This window comes from Acidovorax sp. Leaf160, from assembly GCF_001424265.1.
In the GTDB taxonomy this organism is placed as follows: Bacteria; Pseudomonadota; Gammaproteobacteria; order Burkholderiales; family Burkholderiaceae_C; genus Paracidovorax.
The window spans coordinates 428,689-451,006 of sequence record NZ_LMOV01000001.1 but is presented as its reverse complement, the minus strand read 5'-3'; the positions used below and the strand labels follow the sequence as shown (position 1 = coordinate 451,006).

General features: G+C 70.0%; 21 protein-coding genes. 14 read left to right on the top strand and 7 right to left on the bottom strand.

The genetic code is table 11. The features are described from left to right. Nucleotides 1–47: 47 nt before the first annotated feature. From ASF94_RS01890 to ASF94_RS01875, 4 genes are all read right to left on the bottom strand, one after another. Nucleotides 48–1,295: a M20 aminoacylase family protein gene (locus ASF94_RS01890; protein WP_056660624.1), complete on the bottom strand. Its 1,248-nt coding sequence runs from the start codon at nt 1,293–1,295 to the stop codon at nt 48–50. A 277-nt stretch (nt 1,296–1,572) separates the two neighbouring features. Next, nucleotides 1,573–2,553, bottom strand: coding sequence for an ABC transporter permease (locus ASF94_RS01885; protein WP_056660623.1), 981 nt, complete (start codon nt 2,551–2,553; stop codon nt 1,573–1,575). 543 nt (nt 2,554–3,096) lie between these two features. Beyond that, nucleotides 3,097–4,293, bottom strand: coding sequence for a porin (locus tag ASF94_RS01880; protein ID WP_056660622.1), 1,197 nt, complete (start codon nt 4,291–4,293; stop codon nt 3,097–3,099). 193 nt (nt 4,294–4,486) lie between these two features. Further along, a complete protein-coding gene (locus tag ASF94_RS01875; RefSeq protein WP_056660619.1) occupies nt 4,487–5,536 on the bottom strand; it encodes a porin in 1,050 nt (349 codons plus the stop codon). A 295-nt stretch (nt 5,537–5,831) separates the two neighbouring features. Here ASF94_RS01875 and coq7 point away from each other — a divergent pair, with 295 nt between their 5' ends. Beyond that, nucleotides 5,832–6,449, top strand: coding sequence for a 2-polyprenyl-3-methyl-6-methoxy-1,4-benzoquinone monooxygenase (coq7, locus tag ASF94_RS01870; RefSeq protein WP_056660616.1), 618 nt, complete (start codon nt 5,832–5,834; stop codon nt 6,447–6,449). A 138-nt stretch (nt 6,450–6,587) separates the two neighbouring features. On the opposite strand, the gene ASF94_RS01865 is transcribed toward coq7, so the two are convergent. After that, nucleotides 6,588–7,037, bottom strand: coding sequence for an OsmC family protein (locus tag ASF94_RS01865; protein ID WP_056660615.1), 450 nt, complete (start codon nt 7,035–7,037; stop codon nt 6,588–6,590). 289 nt (nt 7,038–7,326) lie between these two features. On the opposite strand from ASF94_RS01865, the gene ilvA reads away from it, so the two are divergent. From ilvA to ASF94_RS01850, 3 genes are read left to right on the top strand one after another with little or no spacing between them, the layout of a single operon-like run. Further along, a complete protein-coding gene (gene ilvA / locus ASF94_RS01860) occupies nt 7,327–8,886 on the top strand; it encodes a threonine ammonia-lyase, biosynthetic (protein ID WP_056660612.1) in 1,560 nt (519 codons plus the stop codon). A gap of 54 nt (nt 8,887–8,940) precedes the next feature. After that, the gene (locus ASF94_RS01855; RefSeq protein WP_056660609.1) at nt 8,941–9,798 is read left to right on the top strand and encodes an adenosylcobinamide-GDP ribazoletransferase; all 858 of its coding nucleotides are present in this window, start codon (nt 8,941–8,943) and stop codon (nt 9,796–9,798) included. After that, nucleotides 9,795–10,400, top strand: coding sequence for a histidine phosphatase family protein (locus tag ASF94_RS01850; protein WP_056660606.1), 606 nt, complete (start codon nt 9,795–9,797; stop codon nt 10,398–10,400). Before ASF94_RS01855 ends, ASF94_RS01850 begins: the two co-directional genes overlap by 4 nt. A gap of 29 nt (nt 10,401–10,429) precedes the next feature. Here ASF94_RS01850 and ASF94_RS01845 read toward each other — a convergent pair whose 3' ends face one another. Further along, nucleotides 10,430–10,870, bottom strand: a complete 441-nt coding sequence (locus tag ASF94_RS01845) for a type II secretion system protein N (protein ID WP_056660604.1) — start codon at nt 10,868–10,870, stop codon at nt 10,430–10,432. A gap of 23 nt (nt 10,871–10,893) precedes the next feature. Here ASF94_RS01845 and gspG point away from each other — a divergent pair, with 23 nt between their 5' ends. From gspG to ASF94_RS01795, 10 genes are all read left to right on the top strand, one after another. Further along, nucleotides 10,894–11,439, top strand: a complete 546-nt coding sequence (gspG, locus tag ASF94_RS01840) for a type II secretion system major pseudopilin GspG (RefSeq protein WP_304439484.1) — start codon at nt 10,894–10,896, stop codon at nt 11,437–11,439. Between the two features lie 37 nt (nt 11,440–11,476). Continuing rightward, nucleotides 11,477–11,911, top strand: coding sequence for a Tfp pilus assembly protein FimT/FimU (locus tag ASF94_RS01835; RefSeq protein WP_056660603.1), 435 nt, complete (start codon nt 11,477–11,479; stop codon nt 11,909–11,911). After that, nucleotides 11,908–12,315 carry a type II secretion system minor pseudopilin GspI gene (gene gspI, locus ASF94_RS01830; protein ID WP_082492905.1) on the top strand — a complete coding sequence of 136 codons (408 nt, stop codon included), beginning with the start codon at nt 11,908–11,910 and terminating at the stop codon, nt 12,313–12,315. The genes ASF94_RS01835 and gspI overlap by 4 nt, the downstream gene beginning before the upstream one ends. A gap of 202 nt (nt 12,316–12,517) precedes the next feature. After that, nucleotides 12,518–13,213: a type II secretion system protein J gene (locus tag ASF94_RS01825; RefSeq protein WP_369818616.1), complete on the top strand. Its 696-nt coding sequence runs from the start codon at nt 12,518–12,520 to the stop codon at nt 13,211–13,213. Nucleotides 13,214–13,287: 74 nt separating this feature from the next. After that, nucleotides 13,288–14,304, top strand: coding sequence for a type II secretion system minor pseudopilin GspK (gene gspK, locus ASF94_RS01820; protein ID WP_082492921.1), 1,017 nt, complete (start codon nt 13,288–13,290; stop codon nt 14,302–14,304). 89 nt (nt 14,305–14,393) lie between these two features. Continuing rightward, a complete protein-coding gene (gspL, locus tag ASF94_RS01815; protein WP_056660592.1) occupies nt 14,394–15,641 on the top strand; it encodes a type II secretion system protein GspL in 1,248 nt (415 codons plus the stop codon). Nucleotides 15,642–15,646: 5 nt separating this feature from the next. Then, nucleotides 15,647–16,288: a type II secretion system protein GspM gene (gene gspM / locus ASF94_RS01810; RefSeq protein WP_056660824.1), complete on the top strand. Its 642-nt coding sequence runs from the start codon at nt 15,647–15,649 to the stop codon at nt 16,286–16,288. A 155-nt stretch (nt 16,289–16,443) separates the two neighbouring features. Then, nucleotides 16,444–17,196: a type II secretion system protein N gene (gene gspN, locus ASF94_RS01805; RefSeq protein WP_369818618.1), complete on the top strand. Its 753-nt coding sequence runs from the start codon at nt 16,444–16,446 to the stop codon at nt 17,194–17,196. A gap of 4 nt (nt 17,197–17,200) precedes the next feature. Continuing rightward, on the top strand, nt 17,201–19,618 hold the full coding sequence (gene gspD, locus ASF94_RS01800) for a type II secretion system secretin GspD (RefSeq protein ID WP_056660589.1): 2,418 nt from the start codon (nt 17,201–17,203) through the stop codon (nt 19,616–19,618). 13 nt (nt 19,619–19,631) lie between these two features. Next, nucleotides 19,632–20,996: a GspE/PulE family protein gene (locus ASF94_RS01795; protein ID WP_056660586.1), complete on the top strand. Its 1,365-nt coding sequence runs from the start codon at nt 19,632–19,634 to the stop codon at nt 20,994–20,996. A 171-nt stretch (nt 20,997–21,167) separates the two neighbouring features. Here ASF94_RS01795 and ASF94_RS01790 read toward each other — a convergent pair whose 3' ends face one another. Beyond that, nucleotides 21,168–22,181 carry a LuxR C-terminal-related transcriptional regulator gene (locus ASF94_RS01790; protein WP_056660583.1) on the bottom strand — a complete coding sequence of 338 codons (1,014 nt, stop codon included), beginning with the start codon at nt 22,179–22,181 and terminating at the stop codon, nt 21,168–21,170. Nucleotides 22,182–22,318 lie beyond the last annotated feature (137 nt).

The window sequence follows — 22,318 nt, the reverse complement described above, 5'->3', positions numbered from 1 at the left end:
CATGATTTTCAGACGCGGCACGGGTGGGGCGGAAGTCATGGCGGCCCTCACAGCGTGGCCAGCGGCATGGCCTGCTCGATCAGGCTGGCGTGCAGCGCGGCGCCCAGCGGCAGGATGTCGTCGTTGAAGTCGTAGCGGCTGTTGTGCAGCGCGCTGTTGCCCGGCCCCATGCCCTGTCCGATGCGCAGGTAGGCGCCGGGGCGGCTCTGCAGCATGAACGAGAAGTCTTCGGCGCCCATGCTGGGCTCCAGGTCGCGCACCACGTTGTCGGCACCCACCAGGCTCTGCGCCACGTCGCCCGCGAAGATGGCGTGGCTGGCGGTGTTGATGGTGGCCGGGTAGATGCGCTCGTAGCGCACGGTGGCCGTGGCGCCGAAACCGAGGGCGATGGCGGCGCACAGCTCCTGGATGCGGCGCTCCACCATCGCCTGCACGGCGGGGTCGAAGCTGCGCACGGTGCCCACCAGGGTGGCGCTGCCGGGCAGCACGCTGAAGGCGCCCAGGTCGCCCGCCTGCACGGCGCACAGGCTGATGACGGCGCTGTCGAGCGGCCGCACATTGCGCGAGACGATGCCCTGCACCGCCGTGATGATGTGCGCCGCCACCAGCACCACGTCCACCGTCTGGTAGGCGTGCGCGCCGTGGCCCCCGCGGCCGCTGATCTCGATGGTGATGCGGTCGGCCGCCGCCATCATGGCGCCGTCGTTGATGCCCACCGTGCCCGGCTTCATGGCCGGCCAGTTGTGCATGGCGAAGACGGACTGCACCGGGAAGCGCTCGAACAGGCCGTCCTCGATCATCACCCGCGCGCCGGCGAAGCCCTCCTCGCCGGGCTGGAAGATGAGCACGGCCGTGCCGTCGAAGTTGCGCGTGGCGGCCAGGTAGCGGGCCGCGCCCACCAGCATGGCGGTGTGCCCGTCGTGGCCGCAGCCGTGCATCAGGCCAGGCTTGCAGGAGCGCCAGGGCACCTCGCCCTGCTCGGACATCGGCAAGGCATCCATGTCGGCGCGCAGGCCGACCATGCTGCCGCTGCCCCGCCCCTGGCCGCGGATGAGCGCGACGATGCCGGTGCGCCCGATGCCGTCGTGGATCTCGTCGACGCCGCAGACCTTGAGCGCTTCCTTGACGCGCGCGCCGGTGTAGACCTCCTCGAAGCCCAGCTCGGGATGCGCATGCAGGTCGCGGCGGAAGGCGGTGAGTTCGGGGTGGAACTGCGCGATCTGCGCGAAGGCACGGCCGCCGGCTTTCAGGCGCGGTGGCTGTGCCCGCGTGGGGGTGGTGGAGGAAAGGTTCATATCAGTGGTCCATGGTGCTGTGCGTCGCCCACAACGCATCCAACCGGCATGGCTTCACCCGTCCGGGGGCAGCGGAGCAGGCCATGCCAGCAGGCGCCGTGGCACTGGCTTTGCCAGGCCACTGGCGTCGTCCTGCTGCCCGGAGCGCACAGCGCGACGAGAGCGGGGGCTGAGTGCCGGGGCTCCAAGCCTGCCTGCGCAGGCTCGGACGTGCACGAAGGGCCAGCGCCTCTGGCGGGGGCACGGAGCGGCAAAGCCGCTCAGGGGGGTGACTCACTCAATGTCCTCCAGCCTTGCCGACGCGCAGGCGCGGATCGACCACGAAATACAGCAGGTCCACCACCAGGTTGATGACGACGAAGATCAGCGCGATCAGGCACAGGTAGGCGGCCATGACGGGAATGTCGGCAAAGGTGACGGCCTGGATGAACAGGAGCCCCATGCCCGGCCACTGGAACACCGTCTCGGTGATGATGGCGAAGGCGATCAGGCCACCCAGCTGCAGGCCGGTGATGGTCATCACGGGCACCAGCGTGTTCTTGAGCGCATGGCCGAAGTGGATGGCGCGGTCGGTGAGGCCCCGCGCACGCGCGAACTTGATGTAGTCGGCGCGCAGCACCTCCAGCATCTCGGCACGCACCAGCCGCATGATGAGGGTGAGCTGGTAGATGGCCAGCGTCACCGCCGGCAGCACGATGTGGTGCCAGCCCTTGGCGGTCAGCAGGCCGGTGCTCCACCAGCCCAGTTGCGTCACATCGCCCCGTCCGAAGCTGGGGAACCAGCCCAGGTGCACGGCGAACACCAGGATCAGCAGGATGCCGATCAGGAAGGTGGGCAGCGACACGCCCAGCAGCGACAGCGTCATGAAGAGCTGGCTGGTGAAGGTGCCCCGGCGCAGCGCGGCATAGACGCCCATCGGCACGCCGATCAACAGGGCCATCAACGCGGCGACCAGCGCCAGCTCGAGCGTGGCCGGGAACCGCTCGGCGATCAGCCGCGACACCTTGGCGCCCTGCCGCAGGCTGAGACCGAATTCGCCCTGGGCCGCATTCACCAGGAAATGCCAGAACTGCACGATGAAGGGCTTGTCGAGCCCGAGCGCTGCGCGCATGTCGCGGATCTGCTCGGGCGTCGCGTCCTGCCCCAGCAGGAAGACGACCGGGTCGCCGACATACTGAAAGAGCATGAAGGAAATGAAGGCCACGGTGACCATGACGATCACGGCCTGGATGAGGCGGCGCAGGATAAAGGCGAGCATTCAGAGAACCGGAGTTGGACGGGGCATGCTAGCAGGGAGCCAGCCGGAATCGGACCTAAGCCTGTGCGGGCCAAGGGGCAGCAGGGTGCGGACCGCCGGACGGGCGACGGGGCGGATGAACGGCAGGGCCACGTGGAAGGAAGGATGGAGGGATCCGGGGATTGCAAACGGGCAGCAAGCGTCATGGGTCAACGCCGCGGTGCGCTGCTCGCTGGCAGCAGGGCCGGGTGATGCGCGGGCATGGCGCTCCGGCCGCCCGCGCATTCCCACCGATGGTGCGTTGGCGCACCAGGTCATCGGCCCCTGCGGGTTCAGAGCAAGGCCGATGCCAACCTCACGCGGGCCGTCGCCTCAACGGCGTGAGGGCGCCGCTGCAACGCCCGTCGCCGCCGTACCCGCGAATGGCGGAGGAGCGGGCAGCCGCTGGAAAAAACGAAGCCGACCACCCGGTCGGGCGGTCGGCTTGGCTGATTCCAGGAACCATCGGGCCCCGTGGGTCGCTCGCACGGGCAACGGCGCAGGGCGCCGCCGCCCCGGGCGCCATCAGAAGCGGTGACGCATGCCCACCGTGATGCCGGTGCGGGTACGGGCGCCGTTGGCGTCCAGCGCCATGCCGGCGCCGCCGCTCACGCGGGTGTGGTCGAGCGCGAAATACGCATCAGTGCGCTTGGAAAGCGCGTAGTCCAGCACGGACACCAGGAAGTTGGCCTTGCCGTTGTAGGCACCGGAGGCAGAGCCGCTCTGGCGGGCGTGGAAGTAATGCAGGCCCACGTTGATCTGGGGCGTGGCCTGGTAACCGAAGCCGGCCTTGTACATCTGGCGCTTGTCTGCGTGGTTGCGCAGGGCCAGCAAGGTGGCGGGGGCCGCCGGGTTGACGGATGCGCCTGGAAGGAAACCGCCATTGGACGAGCCCGACCAGTAGGCACCCATCAGGGCGCTGTCCACCACGCCGGAAGCGCTCAGCGGATAGTCATCCTGGCGCTTGTTGAGGCCGTAGCCCAGGTTCAGGTACCAGGGGCCGGTGCGGTAGGAGCCGCCCGCCGTCCAGGCATCGACCTTGGTGCCGCCCGGCAGGCGGGTGTTCAGGTAACCGACACCGCCGGCCCAGCCGCCGGTGGCGTAGCGCAGGTAGCCACCCGCGGTGCGGATCGCGCCCGCTGGATTGACCGAGGTGCCCAGCTGGTCGACCGTATTGCCTTCGTCGAAGGAGTACTGCAGCGCACCGCGCAGGCCGCCCACTTCGGCCATGTACTTGATGGCGTTGTTGGCGCGTGCGCCCATGGCCATGCCCAGTTCGGGCTTGTAGGCCTCCATGTAGGGCGAATAGGGGAAGGACGAATAGGTGGAGGTCACCAGGTCGAACAGCATGTTGTATTGACGACCCAGCGTCAGGCGGCCGAAACCGCCTTGCAGACCGACCCACGACTGTTGGAAGTACGGCGTGGTCGGGGTGCCGGTGTCGGCGCCGAAGCGGTTTTCCAGGTTGGCGATGGCCTTGAGCCCGCCACCCAGCTCCTCATTCACGTTGATGCCCCAGCGGCTTTGCGACATGCCGCCGCCGACCAGCTGGCTGAGCGAGTCATTGGCGTTGGCACCTTCATTGTTGGTGTGCCGGTACGCCACGTCCACGATGCCGTACAGCTGCACACTGCTCACGGCAGCCTGCTGTGCAAATGCGACGGGGCCCACGACTGCCAGGGCGGTGACCGCCACCATTTTTTTCACAGACGAAGTACGCATGTGTTGTCTCTTTCTGCAGGATGAGGAAGATTTCATTCTAGAAATCAAGACTGCGTATCGATAGGGCCGGTCGCGTCATAACCACAATCGTTTTCCCTAGATTTCTGTTACCAATGCGACAAAAAAAAACCGCTGCACGAATGCAGCGGTTTTTTTGTCTTGCTAACCCAGGCTGGCGAATGCCAGCGAGGAATTAGAAGGAGTGGCGCACGCCGACTTGCACGCCGGATTGGTTTTCGCCAGCGCCAGGACCCGTGATCGACAGGCCCTTGGTGCCTGGCAGAGCTTGGTTCGAAGCATCCTTGTTCTTCAGGTATGCGTACGTGCCGTAGACAGCGGTGCGCTTCGACAGGTTGTGCACGTAGCCGATAGCCAGCTGGTGAGCCTTGGAGTCGATGGCCTTTTGGTCGTACAGAGCGTATTGCAGCTTGAATTCGCCGGCGCCGACTGGCACGGAAGCGCCCAGAGCGTATGCGTTGAACTTGGCATCGGATTGGCCTGGACGGTCGTACTTCGACTGTTGCAGGATCGTGCTCAGCTTGGCAACGTTCAGGTTGTACGAAGCGCCAACCGTCAGGGTGTCACGGGAAACAGCGGCGTTAGCAGCGTTCACCAGGTCACGTTGGTCGTACGACACAGCAACGCTCAGAGGGCCGTTGTCGTAGGCGCCGAAGCCACCAGCGTAGCGGCCAGCCTTGCCGACGGTTTGCTCGTCGAAGCCGTAGCCCAGACCAGCGGTGAAGCCGCCGAAGTTAGGCGTGTAGTAGCTGACCATGTTGCTGGAACGCACGTTGCCAGCGTCAGCCGTTGGGCTGCCGTTCCAGTTTTGCCAGCCGTTGAATTGGCCGATACCGGTTTGACCGAAGATGTCGTAGCCGCTGGTCTTGCTGTAGCCAGGGGTCAGTTCACGGCCCAGACGGACTTCACCGAAGCCGCCCATCAGGCTGATGGTGGAACGACGTTGGAAGTTGAAACCGGAAGCATTGCCGTTGTCACCGAAGATTTCGCCTTCGAGCCAGAAGCCAGCCTTCAGGCCGCCACCCAGATCTTCGGTACCGCGGAAGCCCAGGCGGCTCGTCGCGTTGCCGCTGGTGGTCAGGCCGTACACGTTGTCGCCAGCTGGGTTGGCGTTGTCGATGTAGGTCACGCCGGTGTCGACGATACCGAACAGCGTCACGGACGACTGAGCCATTGCAGCACCGGAGGAAGCCAGCACAGCCAGGGCAATCAGGGATTTTTTCATTGCGAGTTACTCCAAGGTTAAACAGAGGGCGCCGGTTCAGAGGGCCGAGCTGCGAAAGACGCGCAGCCCTCGCCGGTTCCCCGGGCCAACCTCCTGGTGGGGAAGTTACGGGTATTGCAACAGACGCCAGCGGGTTTCGCAAAGGAATTCCCGCACAATTCGATTGCGAAGGCGGATTCCGTTGCAGTGCTGCAACAGGGCCGCGCAATCGACGAAAACCCTCGCAACAGCGTCGTCCCCGCCTACACCGATTCCTCTTGATTCCCTGGCCGATTCCCTCACTTTCGCCGTCACCATGGACAAATTACTGATTGCCGCGGATGCCGCGCTCAAGACCCTGTTCGCCAAGCCTTCGGCTTCGGAGGCCTCCCCCGCCCGCGGCACAGGGCAACAAGCACTTTCCGCGCCAGAAAAACGGCTTTCCGGTGCGTTGATGCGTGTGAACCATGTCGGGGAGGTGTGCGCACAGGCGCTCTACACGGCACAGGCGAGCGTGACGCGGGACCCGGCACTGCGCCGCGATCTGCTGGATGCGGCGCGCGAGGAAACCGATCACCTGGCATGGACCCAGGAGCGGCTGGACGCACTGGGCGCCCGTCCCAGCCTGCTGAACCCGCTCTGGTACGCAGGGGCGTTCACGATCGGGCTGGTGGCGGCGAAGGTGAGCGACCGCGCCAGCCTGGGCTTCGTGGTGGAAACCGAGCGCCAGGTGGCCCAGCATTTGAAGGGGCACCTGAGCCGCCTGCCGCTCGCCGACCACGCCTCGCGCGCCGTGGTGGTGCGCATGCAGGCGGACGAGGAGCGCCATGCGGCCCATGCGCTGGCGTCCGGCGCCCTGCCCCTTCCCGCGCCGGCACGGTGGGCCATGCGCGCAGCCGCCAAGGTGATGACGACCACGGCGCACTATCTATAAAAGGCCTTCTGCGGCTCCAGGAGACTCCCTGAGGCGCGCTGCTTGAAAGGGCCTGGCCCGCCCTGGCGCATCACCGGCTGGACCGGAGCCGCTTGCAACGCCATGCGCTGCGGCCCCTGCGCCCCGGGGCCTGCGCCATCAACCCTCGACGATGTCGAAACCGGTCGTGATCTCGGCCGTCTTGCCCAGCATGATGCTGGCCGAGCAGTATTTGTCGTGGCTCATCGCGATGGCACGCTCCACGGCCGCCGCCGGAATGCCTCGCCCGGTCACCGTGAACTGCATGTGGATCTTGGTGAACACCTTGGGATCGACTTGCGCGCGCTCGGAGGTCAGCTTCACGCTGCAGCCCCGCACGTCGTGCCGGCCGCGCTTGAGGATCAGCACCACGTCGTAGGCGGTGCAGCCTCCGGTGCCCGCCAGCACGGTTTCCATCGGGCGCGGCGCCAGGTTCTGGCCGCCGTTGGCGGGGTTGGCGGCGTCGGGCGCGCCATCCATGGCCAGAACGTGGCCGCTGCCGGTTTCCGCGATGAAGCCCATGCCAGAGCGGGTTCCGCTGGTTCCAGTCCAGCTGACGGTGCATTCCATGTTGTTTTTTCCCCAAAGTTGGATCGGCGGTACAGACTGCCCGACCGCCGGTCATGCAATTTTGCTGCATCGCAGCATCCGTTGCGCTACACTTGACCCATGCGCTGCTTCATTTGATCAGTGCACCTATTGTCTCCTCCATCTCCTCAAAGGATGGATTCGGCCCTGGACCTCACGGTTCGGGGCCGTTTTTTTTGCCCGGTCGGCGCCCCGTCCGGGCGCTGAAGGCAAGCGCCTATGATGACGGCCCCGCCGCTTGCCGCGGCGGGCTCTTCCTGACGCCTTGCCCATGACCCAGCCTCTCACCCCCTTCGATTACCTGAAGAAGATCCTCACTGCCCGCGTCTACGACGTGGCCGTCGAGTCCGATCTGCAGCCGGCCCGCGCCCTGAGCCAGCGGCTCGGCAACCAGGTGTTGCTCAAGCGCGAAGACCAGCAGCCGGTGTTCAGCTTCAAGCTGCGCGGTGCCTACAACAAGATGGCGCACCTGACGGCCGAACAGCTGCAAAAGGGCGTCATCTGCGCGTCCGCCGGCAACCATGCCCAGGGTGTCGCGATGAGCGCGCGCAAGCTGGGCGCCCGGGCCGTGGTCGTCATGCCCACCACCACGCCCCAGCTGAAGATCGATGCCGTCCGCACGCTTGGCGGCGACGTGGTGCTGCATGGCGACAGCTATTCGGACGCCTACGGCCATGCCGTGCGGCTGCAGCAGGAGCAGGGGCTGACCTTCGTGCACCCCTTCGACGACCCCGACGTCATCGCAGGCCAGGGTACCATCGCCATGGAGATCCTGCGGCAGCTGCAGAGCCTGGGCAGCAGCCGGCTCGACGCCGTCTTCGTCGCCATCGGCGGCGGCGGGCTGGTGAGCGGCGTGGCCAACTACATCAAGGCGGTGCGGCCCGACATCCGCGTGATCGGCGTGCAGATGAACGATTCCGACGCCATGGCCCAGTCGGTGCGCGCCCACCAGCGGGTGACGCTGCCCGACGTGGGCCTCTTTTCCGACGGCACGGCCGTCAAGCTGGTGGGGGAGGAAACCTTCCGCGTCGCGAGCGGCCTGGTGGACGAATTCATCACCGTCGACACCGACGCCGTCTGCGCCGCGATCAAGGACATCTTCGTGGACACGCGCAGCATCGTGGAGCCGGCCGGCGCGCTGGCCGTGGCCGCCATCAAGCAGTACGTGGCAGAGCGCGGCACCTCGGGCGAGACGTATGCCGCCATCCTCTGCGGCGCCAACATGAATTTCGACCGCCTGCGCTTCGTCGCCGAGCGGGCCGAGGTGGGCGAGGAGCGCGAAGCCCTGTTCGCCGTGACCATTCCCGAGGCGCGGGGCAGCTTCCGCCGCTTTTGCGAAGTCGTCGGCGCCCTGCCCGGCGGCCCGCGCAACGTGACCGAATTCATCTACCGCATCAGCGACGCCGACCGCGCCCACGTGTTCGTGGGCCTGACCACGCTGGGCCGGGGCGAATCCACGCAGATCGCCGGCACCTTCGAGCAGCACGGCTTCCGGGCGCTGGACCTGACCCACGACGAGCTGGCCAAGGAACACTTGCGCCACCTGGTGGGCGGCCATTCGGCCCTGGCGCAGGACGAGCGCCTGATGCGCTTCACGTTCCCCGAACGGCCCGGCGCGCTGCTCAAGTTCCTGAGCCTGATGCAGCCCACCTGGAACATCAGCCTGTTCCACTACCGCAACCAGGGTGCCGACTACGGCCGCATCCTCGTCGGCATGCAGGTGCCGCCCGAGGACAAGGCCGCGTTCGATGCTTTCCTGCAGGCGCTCGACTACCCCTGGGTCGAAGAGACGGCCAACCCGGCCTACCAGCTGTTTCTTCAAGCCAAATAGGCCTGCAGCGCTTTATTCATAAGCGTTAATAGCTATTATTTTCATAGCAAACCCATGAAACCCCTGCTCCGCCTGCCGCAGGCGTTGCGCCACTACCTGCTGGCGGTGCAGTTCTTCACCCGGCTGCCAGTGACCGGCAGGCTGGCGGACTGGGTGGGCTACAGCCCCGCCATGCTGCGGGCCAGCGCCGCACACTTTCCGGGCGTCGGCTGGCTGGTCGGCGGTGTGGCCGTGGCCGTGTACGGGCTGCTGCACGCCGCGCTGGGCGGCGGGCTGGCGCCAGCCCACGCCGGAACGCCGCTCGTGTGGCTGGTGGCCGCGGTGGGCTGCACCGTCGCCACCGTGGTCGCCACGGGCGGCTTCCATGAAGACGGCCTGGCCGACGTGGCCGACGGCCTGGGCGGCAGCGCGCAACGCGAGCGGGCGCTGGAGATCATGAAGGACTCGCGGGTTGGCGCTTTCGGCGCCATGGCGCTGGTGCTGGCGCTGCTGGCCAAGGTGGCGCTGCTGGCGCTGCTCGGCCGCCACGGGCTGGCGCCCACGCTGCTGCTGCTCTGGACGGGTCACGTCGTCTCGCGCGGCTGGCCGCTGCTGCTGATCCGCTGCCTGCCGCATGTGGGCGACACCGCCACCTCCAAGAGCAAGCCGCTGGCCGACCGGATCGCCCTGCCGGCCTTGGGGGCCGCAGCTGCCTGGTGCGCCTTGCCGCTGGCGCTGGTGGCATGGGCGCTGGGCGCTCTCACTCTCGCAGCATGCCTGGCCGCCAGCGCCGTGGCCGCCGCCGCCATGGGCCGCTGGTTTGCGCGCCGGCTGCAGGGCTTCACCGGCGATTGCCTGGGCGCCACCCAGCAGGTGTGCGAGATCGCCTTCTACCTGGGCGCCGCCATCGCGCTGGCACCCCGCGCGCTGTGACTGCGCCCCCGCCCTCGCTCCCGCCGCCCCCCGGCCCCCGGCTCTGGCTGGCCCGCCATGCGCAACCGCTGATCGGGCCGGGCATCTGCTATGGCCGCCACGACGTCCCGGCCGATGCGCACGCCACCGCGCAGGCAGCGGCCACGCTGCAGGCCGCCCTGCCTCGGCGGCTGGTGGCGTGCCGGCATTCACCGCTCCAAAGATGTGAGCAGCTCGCGCTGGAGCTCAAAGCGCTGCGGCCCGATATGACCCTGGATGCAGATGACCGCCTGACCGAGCTGCACTTTGGCCTCTGGGAGGCCCGCGGCTGGAACGACATCGCCCGCGCCGACATCGACGCCTGGACCGATGCCTTCGCCGATCACGCCCCCGGCGGCGGAGAGCGCCTGTCGGCCATGCTGCTGCGCGTGGCCGATGCGCTGGCCGACGCCCGGCGGGCCGCCGCCCGGGCACCGGGTGCGGACGTGCTCTGGATCACCCACGCTGGCGTGGTGCGGTGCGTGCTTTGGCTGCAGCGGCATGGGGGGCGGCTGCCCCGGTCGGAGGAATGGACGGACGCCGCCCCCGCATTCGGCGGCTGGGCCACGGTGCCGCTGGGCTGAAGCCCGGGCCAGGGGGCCGGCGTGGGTGGCTATTTCCGGAGCGGCATGTCCAGCGCCACGCTGGTGTCTCCGCCCATCGACGGCCCCAGACGCGCCTGGTTGCGGCCCAGCGACTGCAGCACCAGCCCGGGCTCCAGTTCGGCCCCGACGCGGTACGGCCTCGCGGGCTTGCCATCGATGGCGATCAGCGCGGCACCGCCGCCGCTGGACGTGCCGGCCAGTACGCCCACCAGCGCGAAGCGGCTGGCTGCGGCCGGCGCCGCCACCGGGGTGGGCGGCCCTGCGCCCAGCAAGCGGGCCAGCGCCAGCGCGTCCGGCGCCACCGGCTCGGGCGCGGCCACCGCGACGGGCAGGGACGGCGCCTGGGCGGACAGCTTCAAGCCCCAGTACACCGTGCTTGCGCCCGCCAGAGCCCAGAGCGCCATCGTGCCCAGCCGCACGCCCCAGGGGCTGTATGTGTTTGTCACCATCGCAGGATTATGATTGACCGGATATGTCCCATCCGAGCCCCCATACGCGTTTGATCGACACCATGCAGCCCATCGCCACCGCTTCCCGGCCCGGCCCCGCCACCCCTGGCGGGCCCGCCGCGACCGGACAGCGGCGGCTCGGCCAGCGCATCCGCCGCCGCGTGGCAGCCGGCTTCACCCTGATCGAGCTCATGGTGGTGCTGGTCATCATCGGCGTGCTGGCCGCGCTGATCGTGCCCAACGTGCTCGACCGCGCCGATGACGCCCGCAGCACCGCCGCCCGCACCGACATCACCAACATCGTGCAGGCATTGAAGCTCTACCGCCTGGACAACCAGCGCTACCCCACGGCCGAGCAGGGCCTGCAGGCGCTGATCGCCAAGCCCTCCACCGGCCCGGTGCCCGGCAACTGGCGCCCTTACCTGGAAAAGCTGCCCAACGACCCCTGGGGCCGGCCCTACCAGTACCTCAGCCCGGGCATCAAGGGCGAGGTCGACGTGATGTCGTTCGGCGCCGATGGCCAATCGGGCGGCGAAGGCAAGGATGCCGATATCGGCAGCTGGCAGTGATCCTGTGGCCTGGGGTCCTCCACCCCGGGTGTGAGCCTTGACCTCTCGTCCCCCTTCACGCGGCTTCACCTTGCTGGAGCTGCTGGTCGTGATCTCCATCATCGCCCTGGCCACCGTCGGCGTGGGGTTCGCGCTGCGCGACAGCGGCGACACGCAGCTGCAGCGCGAGGGCGAGCGCCTGGCGGCGCTGCTGGAATCGGCGCGGGTGCAGTCGCGCACCTCGGGCGTGGCCGTGCGCTGGCAGGGTGGGCCGCAGGGGTTCCGCTTCGACGGGCTGCCGCAGGGCGCGCAGTTGCCCACGCAGTGGCTGGACGCCGCCACCGGCGTGCGCGGGCCGGCCGTGCTTTGGCTGGGGCCGGAGCCGCTGATCGGCGCGCAGCAGGTGGTGATCGTCAGCAGCGCGTATCCGCAGCGCGCGGTGCGGGTGGCCACCGACGGGCTGCGGCCTTTTGCGGCGCAGGGCCTGCAATGACGCGCGCACACGCCCGCATCCGCCGCCACCCCCGCCCCCGCCGCTGCGCCGGCCAGCAGCGAGGCTTCACGCTGGTCGAGGTGATGGTGGCCTTGGCCATCGTCGCCATCGCCCTGCTGGCGGGGCTGCAGGCCACGTCCGCCCTGACGCGGAACGCGGCACGCCAGACCGATGTGCTGCTGGCGCATGTGTGCGCCGAAAACGAGCTGGTGAAGGTGCGGCTTTCCAGCCAGATTCCCTCGATCGGCGATTCCCAGCTCACGTGCGAGCAGGCGGGGCGGCGCTACGACGTGCTGGTGTCGGTGCTGCCGCTGCCCAACCCGCAGTTCCGCCGCGTCGATGCGCAGGTGTCGGAAGGTGGCAACTCCGTGCTGCGGGTTTCGACCATCGTGGGGAGGTATTGATGGCCCTCCCCCCTGAGCGGCTCCGCCGCTTCCCCCCGCTCTCGACGTTCTGCGCACGTCGGGCAGAGGGGCGCCGGCAGTGGCCTGGCCAAGCCAGCTCCCCGCCGTCTGCTGGCTTGGCCTGCTCCGCGGCCTTCGGTCAGTTCAGCGCCGCGCGATGCTCGGGGCATGTGGACGCTGCCGACCAACGGGGAGCGGGCAATTGAGGCTGCTTGCTGATCGCCGTAGCGCACATGGCTTCACCCTGATCGAGCTGATGGTCGCCATCGCGGTCATGGCGCTGATCGCCATCATGAGCTGGCGCGGGCTGGATGGGATGGTGCGGTCGCAGGAGCAGACGCGCCAGCGCACCGATGGCCTGCTGGTCATGGAGACGGTACTGGCGCAGTGGAAGGCCGACCTGGATGCGCTGCAGGCCATCGAGGGCACGGAGCCCCTGGCCTGGGACGGCCAGGTGCTCCGGCTGACGCGGCATGGCACGCGGCTGCCCGACGAGGGCGCGCTGGTGGTGGCCTGGGCGTCCCGGGCGGTGGATGGCCAGACGCAGTGGCTGCGCTGGCAGTCGCCGCCGCTGCGCACGCATGGCGAGTGGGAGGACGCCTGGCAGCGCGCGGCGCAGTGGGCCCGCACGCCGGGCGAGGCCGAGCGCCGCGCGGAAACCGTGCTGATGCCCGTCCAGCAATGGCAGGTGTTCTATTACCGGGGCGGCGCGTGGTCGAACGCGCAGTCCAGTACCGGCACCTCGGCATCGCCGCAGACGCCGGGCGGTCTGTCGCCCGAGGCGGCCAGCATTCCCGACGGCATTCGCCTGCAGTTGCTGCTGCCTGCGGGCGGCCCACTGGCCGGCGAGATGACGATCGACTGGGTCAACCCGCTGCAAGGGGGCAACAAGTCATGAGCGGGCGCCGCACCTTGCAGACGGCAGCCCCCTGCCGCAGCGCTGCCCAGCGGGGCGCCGCGCTCCTGGCAGCCATGCTGACGGTGACGCTGGTGGCCGCGTTCGCCTCCGCCGCGATGTGGCAGCAGTGGCGGTCGGTGGAAGTGGAGACCGCCGAGCGCGCGCGCGTGCAGTCCGCCTGGATTCTGGTGGGCGCGCTGGACTGGTCGCGGCTGATCCTGCGGGAGGATTCGCTGGCACGCAACGGCGACGGCACCGACAACCTGACGGAGCCCTGGGCGGTGCCGCTGGAAGAGGCGCGCCTCTCCACCTTCCTGGCCGCGCAGCGGGGCGTGGCCCAGGTGGAAGATGCCAGCACCGACACGGCCAACGCCTTTCTCTCGGGGCAGATCACCGATCTGCAGTCACGCCTGAACCTGCGCAACCTGGCCAGCAACGGGCAGGTCAACCCGGTGGCGCTGCGCCAGTTCACCCGGCTCTTCGAATACCTGGGCCTGCCGATGCAGGAGCTGACGCTGCTGAGCCAGGGCATGGCGCAGGCCCAGGTGCAGCGCAGCGGCGGCATCGGCTCGGGCACCGGCTCCGGCGTGCCGACCGGCGCGATCGGTGCCGGTGGGACCGGTGGCGCGGTCAGTGCCAGCCGCAACGCAGCGGCGCCGCTGCTGCCGCAGACCGTGTCGCAACTGACCTGGTGGGGCCTGTCGGCGGCCAGCGTCGCGGCACTCGCGCCCTATGCCACGCTGCTGCCCGTGCCCACCCGGGTCAACGTGAACACGGCCGACGCCGTGGTGCTGTGGGCCAGCATCGACAAGCTGGACATGGCCGATGCGCAGCGGCTGGTGCAGGCGCGCGAGGGCAACTACTTCAAGACCGAGACCGACGCCGCCAGGCTGATCGGCAGCCAGGCCGAGCTGACCGGGGCCACGCATTCCGTGTCGTCCAGCTACTTCGAGGTGCGCGGCCGGCTGCGGCTGGGCACGGCGGTGGTGGAGGAACGGTCGCTGGTGCTCAAGCAGCGGGGACTGGTGCGCACCCTGTGGCGCGAGCGCGGCAGCTTCGTGCGCGACAGTGCCGACGCCCTGCGCCGCTGAGCGTCCTCGCGTCCCGCCAGCGGCCCCGCCCCCGTCCCGCGCGCGGCACTGTCATCGCCCGCCTCTAGAATGGCCCGCCGAACCGATCCATGAGCACCCTCATCCTGACCCTGTCCCCGGACACGCCGGGGCCCGCCGCCGAGTACAGCTACACGCTGACCGCCGACGGCCACACCGCCATCCGCCATGCCAGCGCCACCGCCGCCCTGCTGCCCGACCCCGGGCGCGCCGGAGAGACGGTGGCCGTGGTGCCCGCGCGCCTGCTTTCCTGGCACCGGGTGACCCTGCCCCAGGGCACGGGCGGCCAGGCGCCGCGCCTGCGCGCCGTGCTGGAAGGCCTGCTGGAAGAGCGCCTGCTCGACGACACCGTGCTGCTGCACTTCGCGCTGCAGCCCGGCGCGCGTGCGGGCGAGCCCGCCTGGGTCGCCGTGTGCGACCGCGCCTGGCTGCGCGCGGCCCTGCAGACGCTGGAGGCCGCCGGCCGGCCGGTGTCGCGCGTGGTGCCCGAATTCGCGCCCGGCCCGACGGCCAGCGGCGCGGCCGAATTCTTCGCCGTCGGCACGCCGGAAGACCCGCAGCTGGTGGCCACCGGCCACGGCGCCGATCAGGCCGTGGTGATGCTGCCGCTCACGCCCGCGTCGCTCGACTGGCTGGGCGCCAGCGCCCAGGCCGCCGGCGACGCTGCCGCGCCCGAGCCGCTGCGGGCGGAACCCGCGGTGGCCACCCTGGCCGAGCGCCTGCTGGGCCGCCCGGTGGAACTGCACACCGCCAGCCAGCGCGCCCTGCAAGCGGCCCGCGGCGACTGGGACCTGGCCCAGTTCGACCTGGCCAGCAGCGGCCGCACCCGCGCCCTGCGCAAGGCCGGCAGCGCCGCCGGCCTGCTGGCGCGCGCCCCCCAGTGGCGCGCCGCGCGCTGGGCCATCGGGGTGCTGCTCGTCGCACAGGTGGTGGGACTGAACGTGTGGGCCTGGCAGGAACGCCGGGCGCTGGCGGCCAAGGAAGCCGGCGTGCGCAGCGCGCTCACCCAGACCTTCCCGCAAGTCAGGGCCATCGTGGACGCGCCGGTGCAGATGGAACGCGAGCTGGCCCTGCTGCGCCAGGCCGCCGGCAGCCTCTCGCCCGCCGATCTGGAACCGGTCATGGCCGCCACCGGCGCGGCGCTGCCGGACGGACAACTGCCGGCATCGCTGGAATATGCAGGCGGCGAGCTGCGCCTGCGCGGGCTCGACCTTGACGCCGCCGCCATCGACACGCTGAACCAGCGGCTGATGGCCCGCGGCTACCTGGCGCGTGAACAGAACGGCCTGCTGCAGGTGCGGCTGGAGGTGCAGCGATGAACATCATGCGCAAGAAGCACGGCGCCGGCGCCCCGCCCGGCGGCGCGGCCGCCCCGCTGGCCCCCGCGCTGCAGGCCCGCTGGAGGGCGATGGCGCGCCGCGAACAGACCCTGGTGCTGGCCGCAGGCGGCGTGGTCGCACTGGCCCTGCTGTGGTGGGTGGCCCTGGCGCCGGCACTGCAGACGCTGCGCACCGCCCCCGCCCGCCATGCCGCGCTCGACGCGCAACTGCAGCACATGCAGTCGCTGCAGGCCGAGGCGCTGCAATTGCAGGCCGTGCCCCGCGCACGCGGCAGCGATGCGCTGCGCAGCCTGCAGACATCGCTCACCCAGCAGCTGGGCGCCAGCGCGCAGCTGACGGCAGCAGGCGACCGGGTGACCGTCACCCTGAAGGGCACGCCCGCCGACGCCCTGGCGCAGTGGCTCACGCAGGTGCGCAGCACCAGCCGCGCCGTGCCGCTGGAAGCCAGGCTGACCCGGTCGGCCACCGCCACGGCGGCGCCGGCTGCGCCCGGCGCGCCCCGAGCCGGCACGGCCGCAGGAGCCGGCCTGCCCGGCGCGGCCCCGGCGTCCGCTGCCGGCCCGGCCAGCCCGAGCGGCCCGCCCCGCTGGGACGGCACGCTGGTGCTGGTGCTGCCGCCCACCTGAGCGCCCAGCGTCCGCCGGCGTACACCCGCATTCCGCTGCCTCCTGGCAACTCTTTCCTCCATCCCGCACCCTTCACACCGCTTTTCCCCGTGGCCCGTTCTTCCTCGCGCAACCTGTCCTCCACTGCCGCGCCCCGCTCGCCGTGGGGCTGGGCCGTGCTCGGGCTGCTGCTGGGCGTGCTGCCGGCGATGGCGCTGTTCGCGCCCGCCCGCTGGCTGGCCGCGGGCGTGGCCCGTGCCAGCGCCGGCCAGGTGCAGCTGGCCGAGCCGCGCGGCACGGTCTGGAACGGCTCGGCGCAGCTGCTGCTCACGGGCGGCGGCGGCAGCCAGGACCGCGCCGCCCTGCCCGGCCGGCTGCAGTGGCGGCTGCGCCCGGCCTGGGCCGGCGTGCGGGCCGAGTTGCGGGCCGACTGCTGCACCAGCGCCGCCGAGCCGCTGCGCGTCGCGCTGCGCGCCGGCTGGGGCACGGCGCACGTGGCGCTGGCCGACGGCCGCAGCCAGTGGCCCGCCGCGGTGCTGGCCGGCCTGGGCACGCCCTGGAACACCGTGCAGCCGCAGGGCCAGCTGCAGCTGTCCACCCAGGCGCTGACCCTGTCGTGGGCCGACGGCCGCATGCAGCTGGGCGGCAGCCTGCAGCTCGATGCGCTCGACATGTCTTCCCGCCTTTCCACCCTGCGCCCCATGGGCAGCTACCGCCTGGCGCTGCAGGGCAGCGGCCCGGCCCCCACGCTCACGCTGACCACGCTGGGCGGCGCGCTGCTGCTGCAGGGCAGCGGCCAGTGGGTGGGCAACCGCCTGCGCTTCACCGGCGAGGCCAGCGCCGCGCCCGACCGCGAAGCCGCGCTGGCGAACCTTCTCAACATCATCGGGCGGCGCAACGGCGCGCGCTCCATCATCACCGTGGGTTGACCGTATGAATTCCTTGCCTTCCCAGCGCCTGCATTTTGCTATTAATTTTATAGCTACTTGTGCCCTACTGGCGTGCGCCAGCGGCCCATTGCATGCGCAGACTGCGGTATCCACCAGCACCGGCAGCGTGCGCGCGGGCGAGCCGGTCACGCTGAACTTCGCCGGTGCCGACATCGAAGCCTTGGCCCGCACCATGGCCACCATCACCGGCCGCAACGTGGTGGTGGACCCGCGCGTGAAGGGCCAGCTGAACCTGGTGACCGAGCGGGCCGTGACGCCGGCCGCCGCGTTCGACCAGTTCCTGGCGGCGCTGCGCCTGCAGGGCTTCACCGTGGTGGAGGCGGCCGGGCTCTACAAGGTGGTGCCCGAGGCCGACGCCAAGCTGCAGGCCGGCTCGGTGAGCGTGACGCAGGGCAGCTCGGGCCGCGCGCCTTCGGGCGGCCAGATCGTCACGCAGATATTCAAGCTGAATTTCGAGAACGCAGCCAACCTGGTGCCGGTGCTGCGCCCGCTCATCAGCCCCAACAACACCATCAACGTGAACCCGGGCAACAACTCGCTGGTCATCACCGACTACGCCGACAACCTGCAGCGCATCGCGCGCATCGTGGCGGCGATGGATGTGTCCAATGCCAGCGACGTGGAGATCATCCCGCTGCAGAACGCGGTGGCGAGCGAGCTGGCACCGCTGGTGTCGCGGCTGATCGAAGGGTCGGGCAGCGCGGCCCCCACGGCTGCCGCCGGCCAGGGCACGCCCACGGCCGGCCAGTCGGACACGGGCTTTCGCACCACGCTGCTGGCCGAGCCGCGCAGCAATTCGCTGATCGTGCGCGCAGCCAACCCGGCGCGCCTGGCGCTGGTGCGCACGCTGGTCGCCAAGCTCGACCAGCCGGCCGCGCCCGGCAGCAGTGCGGCAAACGGCAACATCCACGTGGTCTACCTGAAGAACGCCGACGCGACGAAGCTAGCCACCACCCTCCGCGCCGCGCTGGCGGCCTCGATGGGCAGCAATGCTGCGGGCGGCAGCGCCAGCGGCGGCGCCACCAGCAGCGCCACGGGCGGCCTGTCGCAGACGGGCGGCGGCATGGCGGGCGGCACGGCCGGCGGCAGCTTCGGCGGCGGCGCCGGCGCCATGGGCTCGGGCAGCAGCGGCGCCGGAGGCCTGGGCAGCGCCGCCGGCAGCCTGAATTCGGCCAACAGCAACCAGCCTTCGACCGGCGGGCAGATCCAGGCCGACCCGACCACCAACTCGCTCATCATCTCGGCGCCCGAGCCGCAGTTCCGCCAGCTGCGTGCGGTCATCGACCAGCTCGACGGCCGGCGTGCGCAGGTGCTGGTGGAGAGCCTGATCGTCGAGGTCTCGGCCAACAAAGTGGCGGAATTCGGCATCCAGTGGCAGGGCGTGATGGGCAACTACGGCAACGGCACCGTCGGCGTGCTGGGCACCAATTCCGGCGCGTCCAGTTCCGGGGGCGGGGCCAACATCCTCAGCCTGGCGCTGGCTGCGGCCACCGGCAATACCACCACCATCGCCAGCGCCGCGTCCAACCTGAACAACGGCCTCAACATCGCCGTTGCGCCGCGCATCAACGGCAACTACTACCTGGGCGCGCTCGCCAACTTCCTGGAGAACACGGGCGACGCCAACGTGCTCTCCACCCCCAACCTGATGACGCTGGACAACGAAGAGGCCCAGATCATCATCGGCAACAACGTGCCCTTCCCCACGGGCTCCTATGCCAACACCACCGGCAGCTCCACGGTGAACCCGTTCACCACGGTGGAGCGCAAGGACGTGGGCCTGATGCTGCGCGTGCGCCCGCAGATCAACGAGAACGGCACCGTCAAGCTCACGCTCTACCAGGAGGTGTCGCAGGTGGACGCCTCCACGCTCAACTCGGTCAACGGCCCGACCACCAGCAAGCGCTCCATCGAATCCACCGTGCTGGTGGGCGACGGCAGCGTGATCGTGCTGGGCGGCCTGCTGGAAGACCGCTATGCCCTGGGCCAGGACAAGGTGCCGGTGGTGGGCGACCTGCCGGTGGTGGGCGCGCTGTTTCGCAACGAGAACCGCTCGCGCCGCAAGACCAACCTGATGGTGTTCCTGCGCCCGGTGGTGATCCGCGACGGCGCCACCAGCGACGCGCTGGTGATGGACCGCTACGAGGCCATCCGCGCGCTGCAGCAGGCCACGCAGCCCGCGCCCAGCACGGTGATGCGCAGCGTGCCCGACGCGCCGGTGCTGCCGCCGCTGCCCGCGCAACCCATCGCCACGCAGCCCGGCGCGCCCGTGGCGCCGCGCGCGCCCACGCCGCCGCCGCTGATCGCGCCGCTGCAGCCAGTGCCGCTGGTGCAGCCCGCCGCGCCCGCGCCAGCCCCGGCCTATGTGCCGGGCAACCCGTCGCCCTACAGCCCGCAATAAGGCACGGCCACCCATGCGCCACCCCCTGCCCTATGCGTTCGCGCGCTCCGCGCAGCTGCTGCTGGAAGACGACGGCCAGAGCCTGGTGCTCTGGCACGGCCTGGTGCCCGATGCCGGCGCGCTGTCGGAAGTGCTGCGCAAGCACCCCGGCGTACGCCAGCTGATGCCGCTGGACGCCACCGCGCTGGCCCAGCGCATCAGCGCCGCCTATTCGCAGAACGAATCCAGCGCCGCCATGGTGGTGAGCGAGGTGGAAAGCGACGCCGACCTCTCGCGCATGATGCAGGAGCTGCCGGCCGTGGAAGACCTGCTGGAGTCGGCCGGCGACGCGCCCATCATCCGCATGCTGAACGCGCTGCTGACCCAGGCTGCGCGCGACGGCGCGAGCGACATCCACATCGAGCCGTACGAGCGCCATTCCAGCGTGCGCTTCCGGGTGGACGGCACGCTGCGCGAAGTGGTGCAGCCCAACCGCGCCCTGCACGCCGCGCTGATCTCGCGCCTGAAGATCATGGCCGACCTCGACATCTCCGAAAAGCGCCTGCCGCAGGACGGCCGCATCAGCCTGCGCCTGGGCACCCGGGCCATCGACGTGCGCGTCTCCACCCTGCCCAGCGCCCACGGCGAACGCGCCGTGCTGCGCCTGCTGGACAAGACGCAGACCAAGCTCACGCTCGAATCGGTGGGCATGCAGGGCGACACGCTGTCGCGCTTCGAGCAGCTCATTGCCCAGCCGCACGGCATCATCCTGGTGACGGGGCCCACGGGCTCGGGCAAGTCCACCACGCTCTACGCGGCGCTGCAGCGCATGGACGCGACGCAGGGCAACATCATGACGGTGGAAGACCCCATCGAGTACGAACTGGCGGGCGTGGGCCAGACGCAGGTGAACGCCCGCATCGACCTGACCTTCGCCAAGGCCCTGCGCGCCATCCTGCGGCAGGACCCGGACGTGATCATGATCGGGGAGATCCGCGACTTCGAGACCGCACAGATCGCCATCCAGGCATCGCTCACCGGCCACCTGGTGCTGGCCACGCTGCACACCAACGACGCCGCCAGCGCCATCACCCGCCTGACCGACATGGGCGTGGAGCCCTTCCTCCTGTCCAGCTCGCTGCTGGGCGTGCTGGCCCAGCGCCTGGTGCGCAAGCTCGATCCCGCAGACCCGAGCGGCTACCGCGGCCGCACGGGCGTGTTCGAGCTGCTGGTGGTGGACGACGCCATCCGCGAGAAGGTGCACAACCAGGCGGCGGAGGCCGACATCCGCACCGCCGCCCTGGCCCGCGGCATGCGCCTGATGCGGGAAGACGGCGAGCGGCTGGTGCAGGCCGGCATCACCAGCCCCGAAGAGGTGCTGCGCGTCACGCGCGATTGACGGCTCTGGCGGCCCTGCGCCGCGACGGTGGGTACGGGGGTGCGCGGGGGTTCCGGCGGTGCTCTCCCTACGGTTTGTCTTCCATCAAATGACCAGGCGGTAAGCCGAAAACAGCGCTGTCGCACGGCGAGGCGAACCCACTTGCGTTAGCCGGCTGAAGGCAGATCCGTATCAGTCCAGCGCGGCATGCAGCTCGGCGATCAAGGCCGCGACGCTGCCCACGTCCAGACGCCGGTAGATCGTCTGGATGTGGTTGCGCACCGTGGCCGGTGCGCGGTCCAGCCGGCGCGCTATCTCCTTGTGACTCAGGCCCTGTGCCAGAAGCCAGCCGATCTGCCACTCGCGCGGCGTCAACTGGTCGGCCGCGCAGCGGGGACGGGCGTTCACGAACATCAGATCGCGCTCCACATGGCAGCGCACCACCAGCGTGTGGCCGGCGAACCGTGCGCTGCCGCTGGCGAAGTGCTGCAGGAGCGGCGGCGGCAGGCGGCGGGCCGGCTGCGCACTCCACTCGGTGCGCAGCATCGCATCGAAGGCAGGCGTGGCGTGATAGACGGTGCCGCGCAGGTCCGCGACGGCCTGGGCGCGCTCTCCCTGCGCGGGCTTCAGTGCGTCACCGCCGGGCGCATGGTCTGGCGCGAGAGCCTCCAGATGGCGCATCCGGTTGTAGCCAACGGCCTGGTGAAAGTGCGGCGCCACCGCCGCCAGCAGGGTGCGCTCCCGCTCCGTTCCACATGCGCCTTCGTGCGCCCGGAACAGCGTGATCCACTGCGTCAGGCCATTGGCCGGGTTGGCGGTCGACGTGATGAAGAAGTGCCGCTGCCCGAATCGCCGGCCGTAGGCGCTGATGGCCTTCTGATGCGGGGCGCCGAACTGCGCCGCGGCATCGAAACCGAGCGTGGCGCGTGGCGCCTGCATCACCCGGGCGGCAGCGGTGTCCAGGTGCTTGACTGCCTCGTAGGCCGAAAGCATCTCGGCGGGCTGGCGGTCGAGGTGCAGCGTGTGGATGTCGATACCCGCCACTCCAGGGGTCGCCGAACCCCACATCGATGAATCGAAGGGCAGCACCCTGCGAAGCGCATCCAGCGATGCGTCCTGAAAGGCGTGCAGCGGCTGCTCGTGCGCCAGTCGATACACGTGCAGCAGCAGATCGCTGAAGTCTTCCATGCCTGGGGTCTGAGCCATGCACCCTCCCTCCCTGTCGCGTTGTCGTTGTGTCGATGCCAGGTTGCAGCACGTCAGGGTCGCAACGCATGATGCATTTGCATCATGTCGTTTCCGAACGTATCACCGTAACGTCGGCGCGTCATCTCCACACGTTT

What these genes read in the sequence shown, in the direction of transcription:
- ASF94_RS01890 (WP_056660624.1), bottom strand. Translation starts at nt 1,295, where the DNA reads ATGAACCTTTCCTCCACCACCCCCACGCGGGCACAGCCACCGCGCCTG.
- ASF94_RS01885 (WP_056660623.1), bottom strand. Translation starts at nt 2,553, where the DNA reads ATGCTCGCCTTTATCCTGCGCCGCCTCATCCAGGCCGTGATCGTCATG.
- ASF94_RS01880 (WP_056660622.1), bottom strand. Translation starts at nt 4,293, where the DNA reads ATGCGTACTTCGTCTGTGAAAAAAATGGTGGCGGTCACCGCCCTGGCA.
- ASF94_RS01875 (WP_056660619.1), bottom strand. Translation starts at nt 5,536, where the DNA reads ATGAAAAAATCCCTGATTGCCCTGGCTGTGCTGGCTTCCTCCGGTGCT.
- coq7 (WP_056660616.1), top strand. Translation starts at nt 5,832, where the DNA reads ATGGACAAATTACTGATTGCCGCGGATGCCGCGCTCAAGACCCTGTTC.
- ASF94_RS01865 (WP_056660615.1), bottom strand. Translation starts at nt 7,037, where the DNA reads ATGGAATGCACCGTCAGCTGGACTGGAACCAGCGGAACCCGCTCTGGC.
- ilvA (WP_056660612.1), top strand. Translation starts at nt 7,327, where the DNA reads ATGACCCAGCCTCTCACCCCCTTCGATTACCTGAAGAAGATCCTCACT.
- ASF94_RS01855 (WP_056660609.1), top strand. Translation starts at nt 8,941, where the DNA reads ATGAAACCCCTGCTCCGCCTGCCGCAGGCGTTGCGCCACTACCTGCTG.
- ASF94_RS01845 (WP_056660604.1), bottom strand. Translation starts at nt 10,870, where the DNA reads ATGGTGACAAACACATACAGCCCCTGGGGCGTGCGGCTGGGCACGATG.
- gspG (WP_304439484.1), top strand. Translation starts at nt 10,894, where the DNA reads ATGTCCCATCCGAGCCCCCATACGCGTTTGATCGACACCATGCAGCCC.
- gspI (WP_082492905.1), top strand. Translation starts at nt 11,908, where the DNA reads ATGACGCGCGCACACGCCCGCATCCGCCGCCACCCCCGCCCCCGCCGC.
- gspK (WP_082492921.1), top strand. Translation starts at nt 13,288, where the DNA reads ATGCTGACGGTGACGCTGGTGGCCGCGTTCGCCTCCGCCGCGATGTGG.
- gspL (WP_056660592.1), top strand. Translation starts at nt 14,394, where the DNA reads ATGAGCACCCTCATCCTGACCCTGTCCCCGGACACGCCGGGGCCCGCC.
- gspM (WP_056660824.1), top strand. Translation starts at nt 15,647, where the DNA reads ATGCGCAAGAAGCACGGCGCCGGCGCCCCGCCCGGCGGCGCGGCCGCC.
- gspD (WP_056660589.1), top strand. Translation starts at nt 17,201, where the DNA reads ATGAATTCCTTGCCTTCCCAGCGCCTGCATTTTGCTATTAATTTTATA.
- ASF94_RS01795 (WP_056660586.1), top strand. Translation starts at nt 19,632, where the DNA reads ATGCGCCACCCCCTGCCCTATGCGTTCGCGCGCTCCGCGCAGCTGCTG.
- ASF94_RS01790 (WP_056660583.1), bottom strand. Translation starts at nt 22,181, where the DNA reads ATGGCTCAGACCCCAGGCATGGAAGACTTCAGCGATCTGCTGCTGCAC.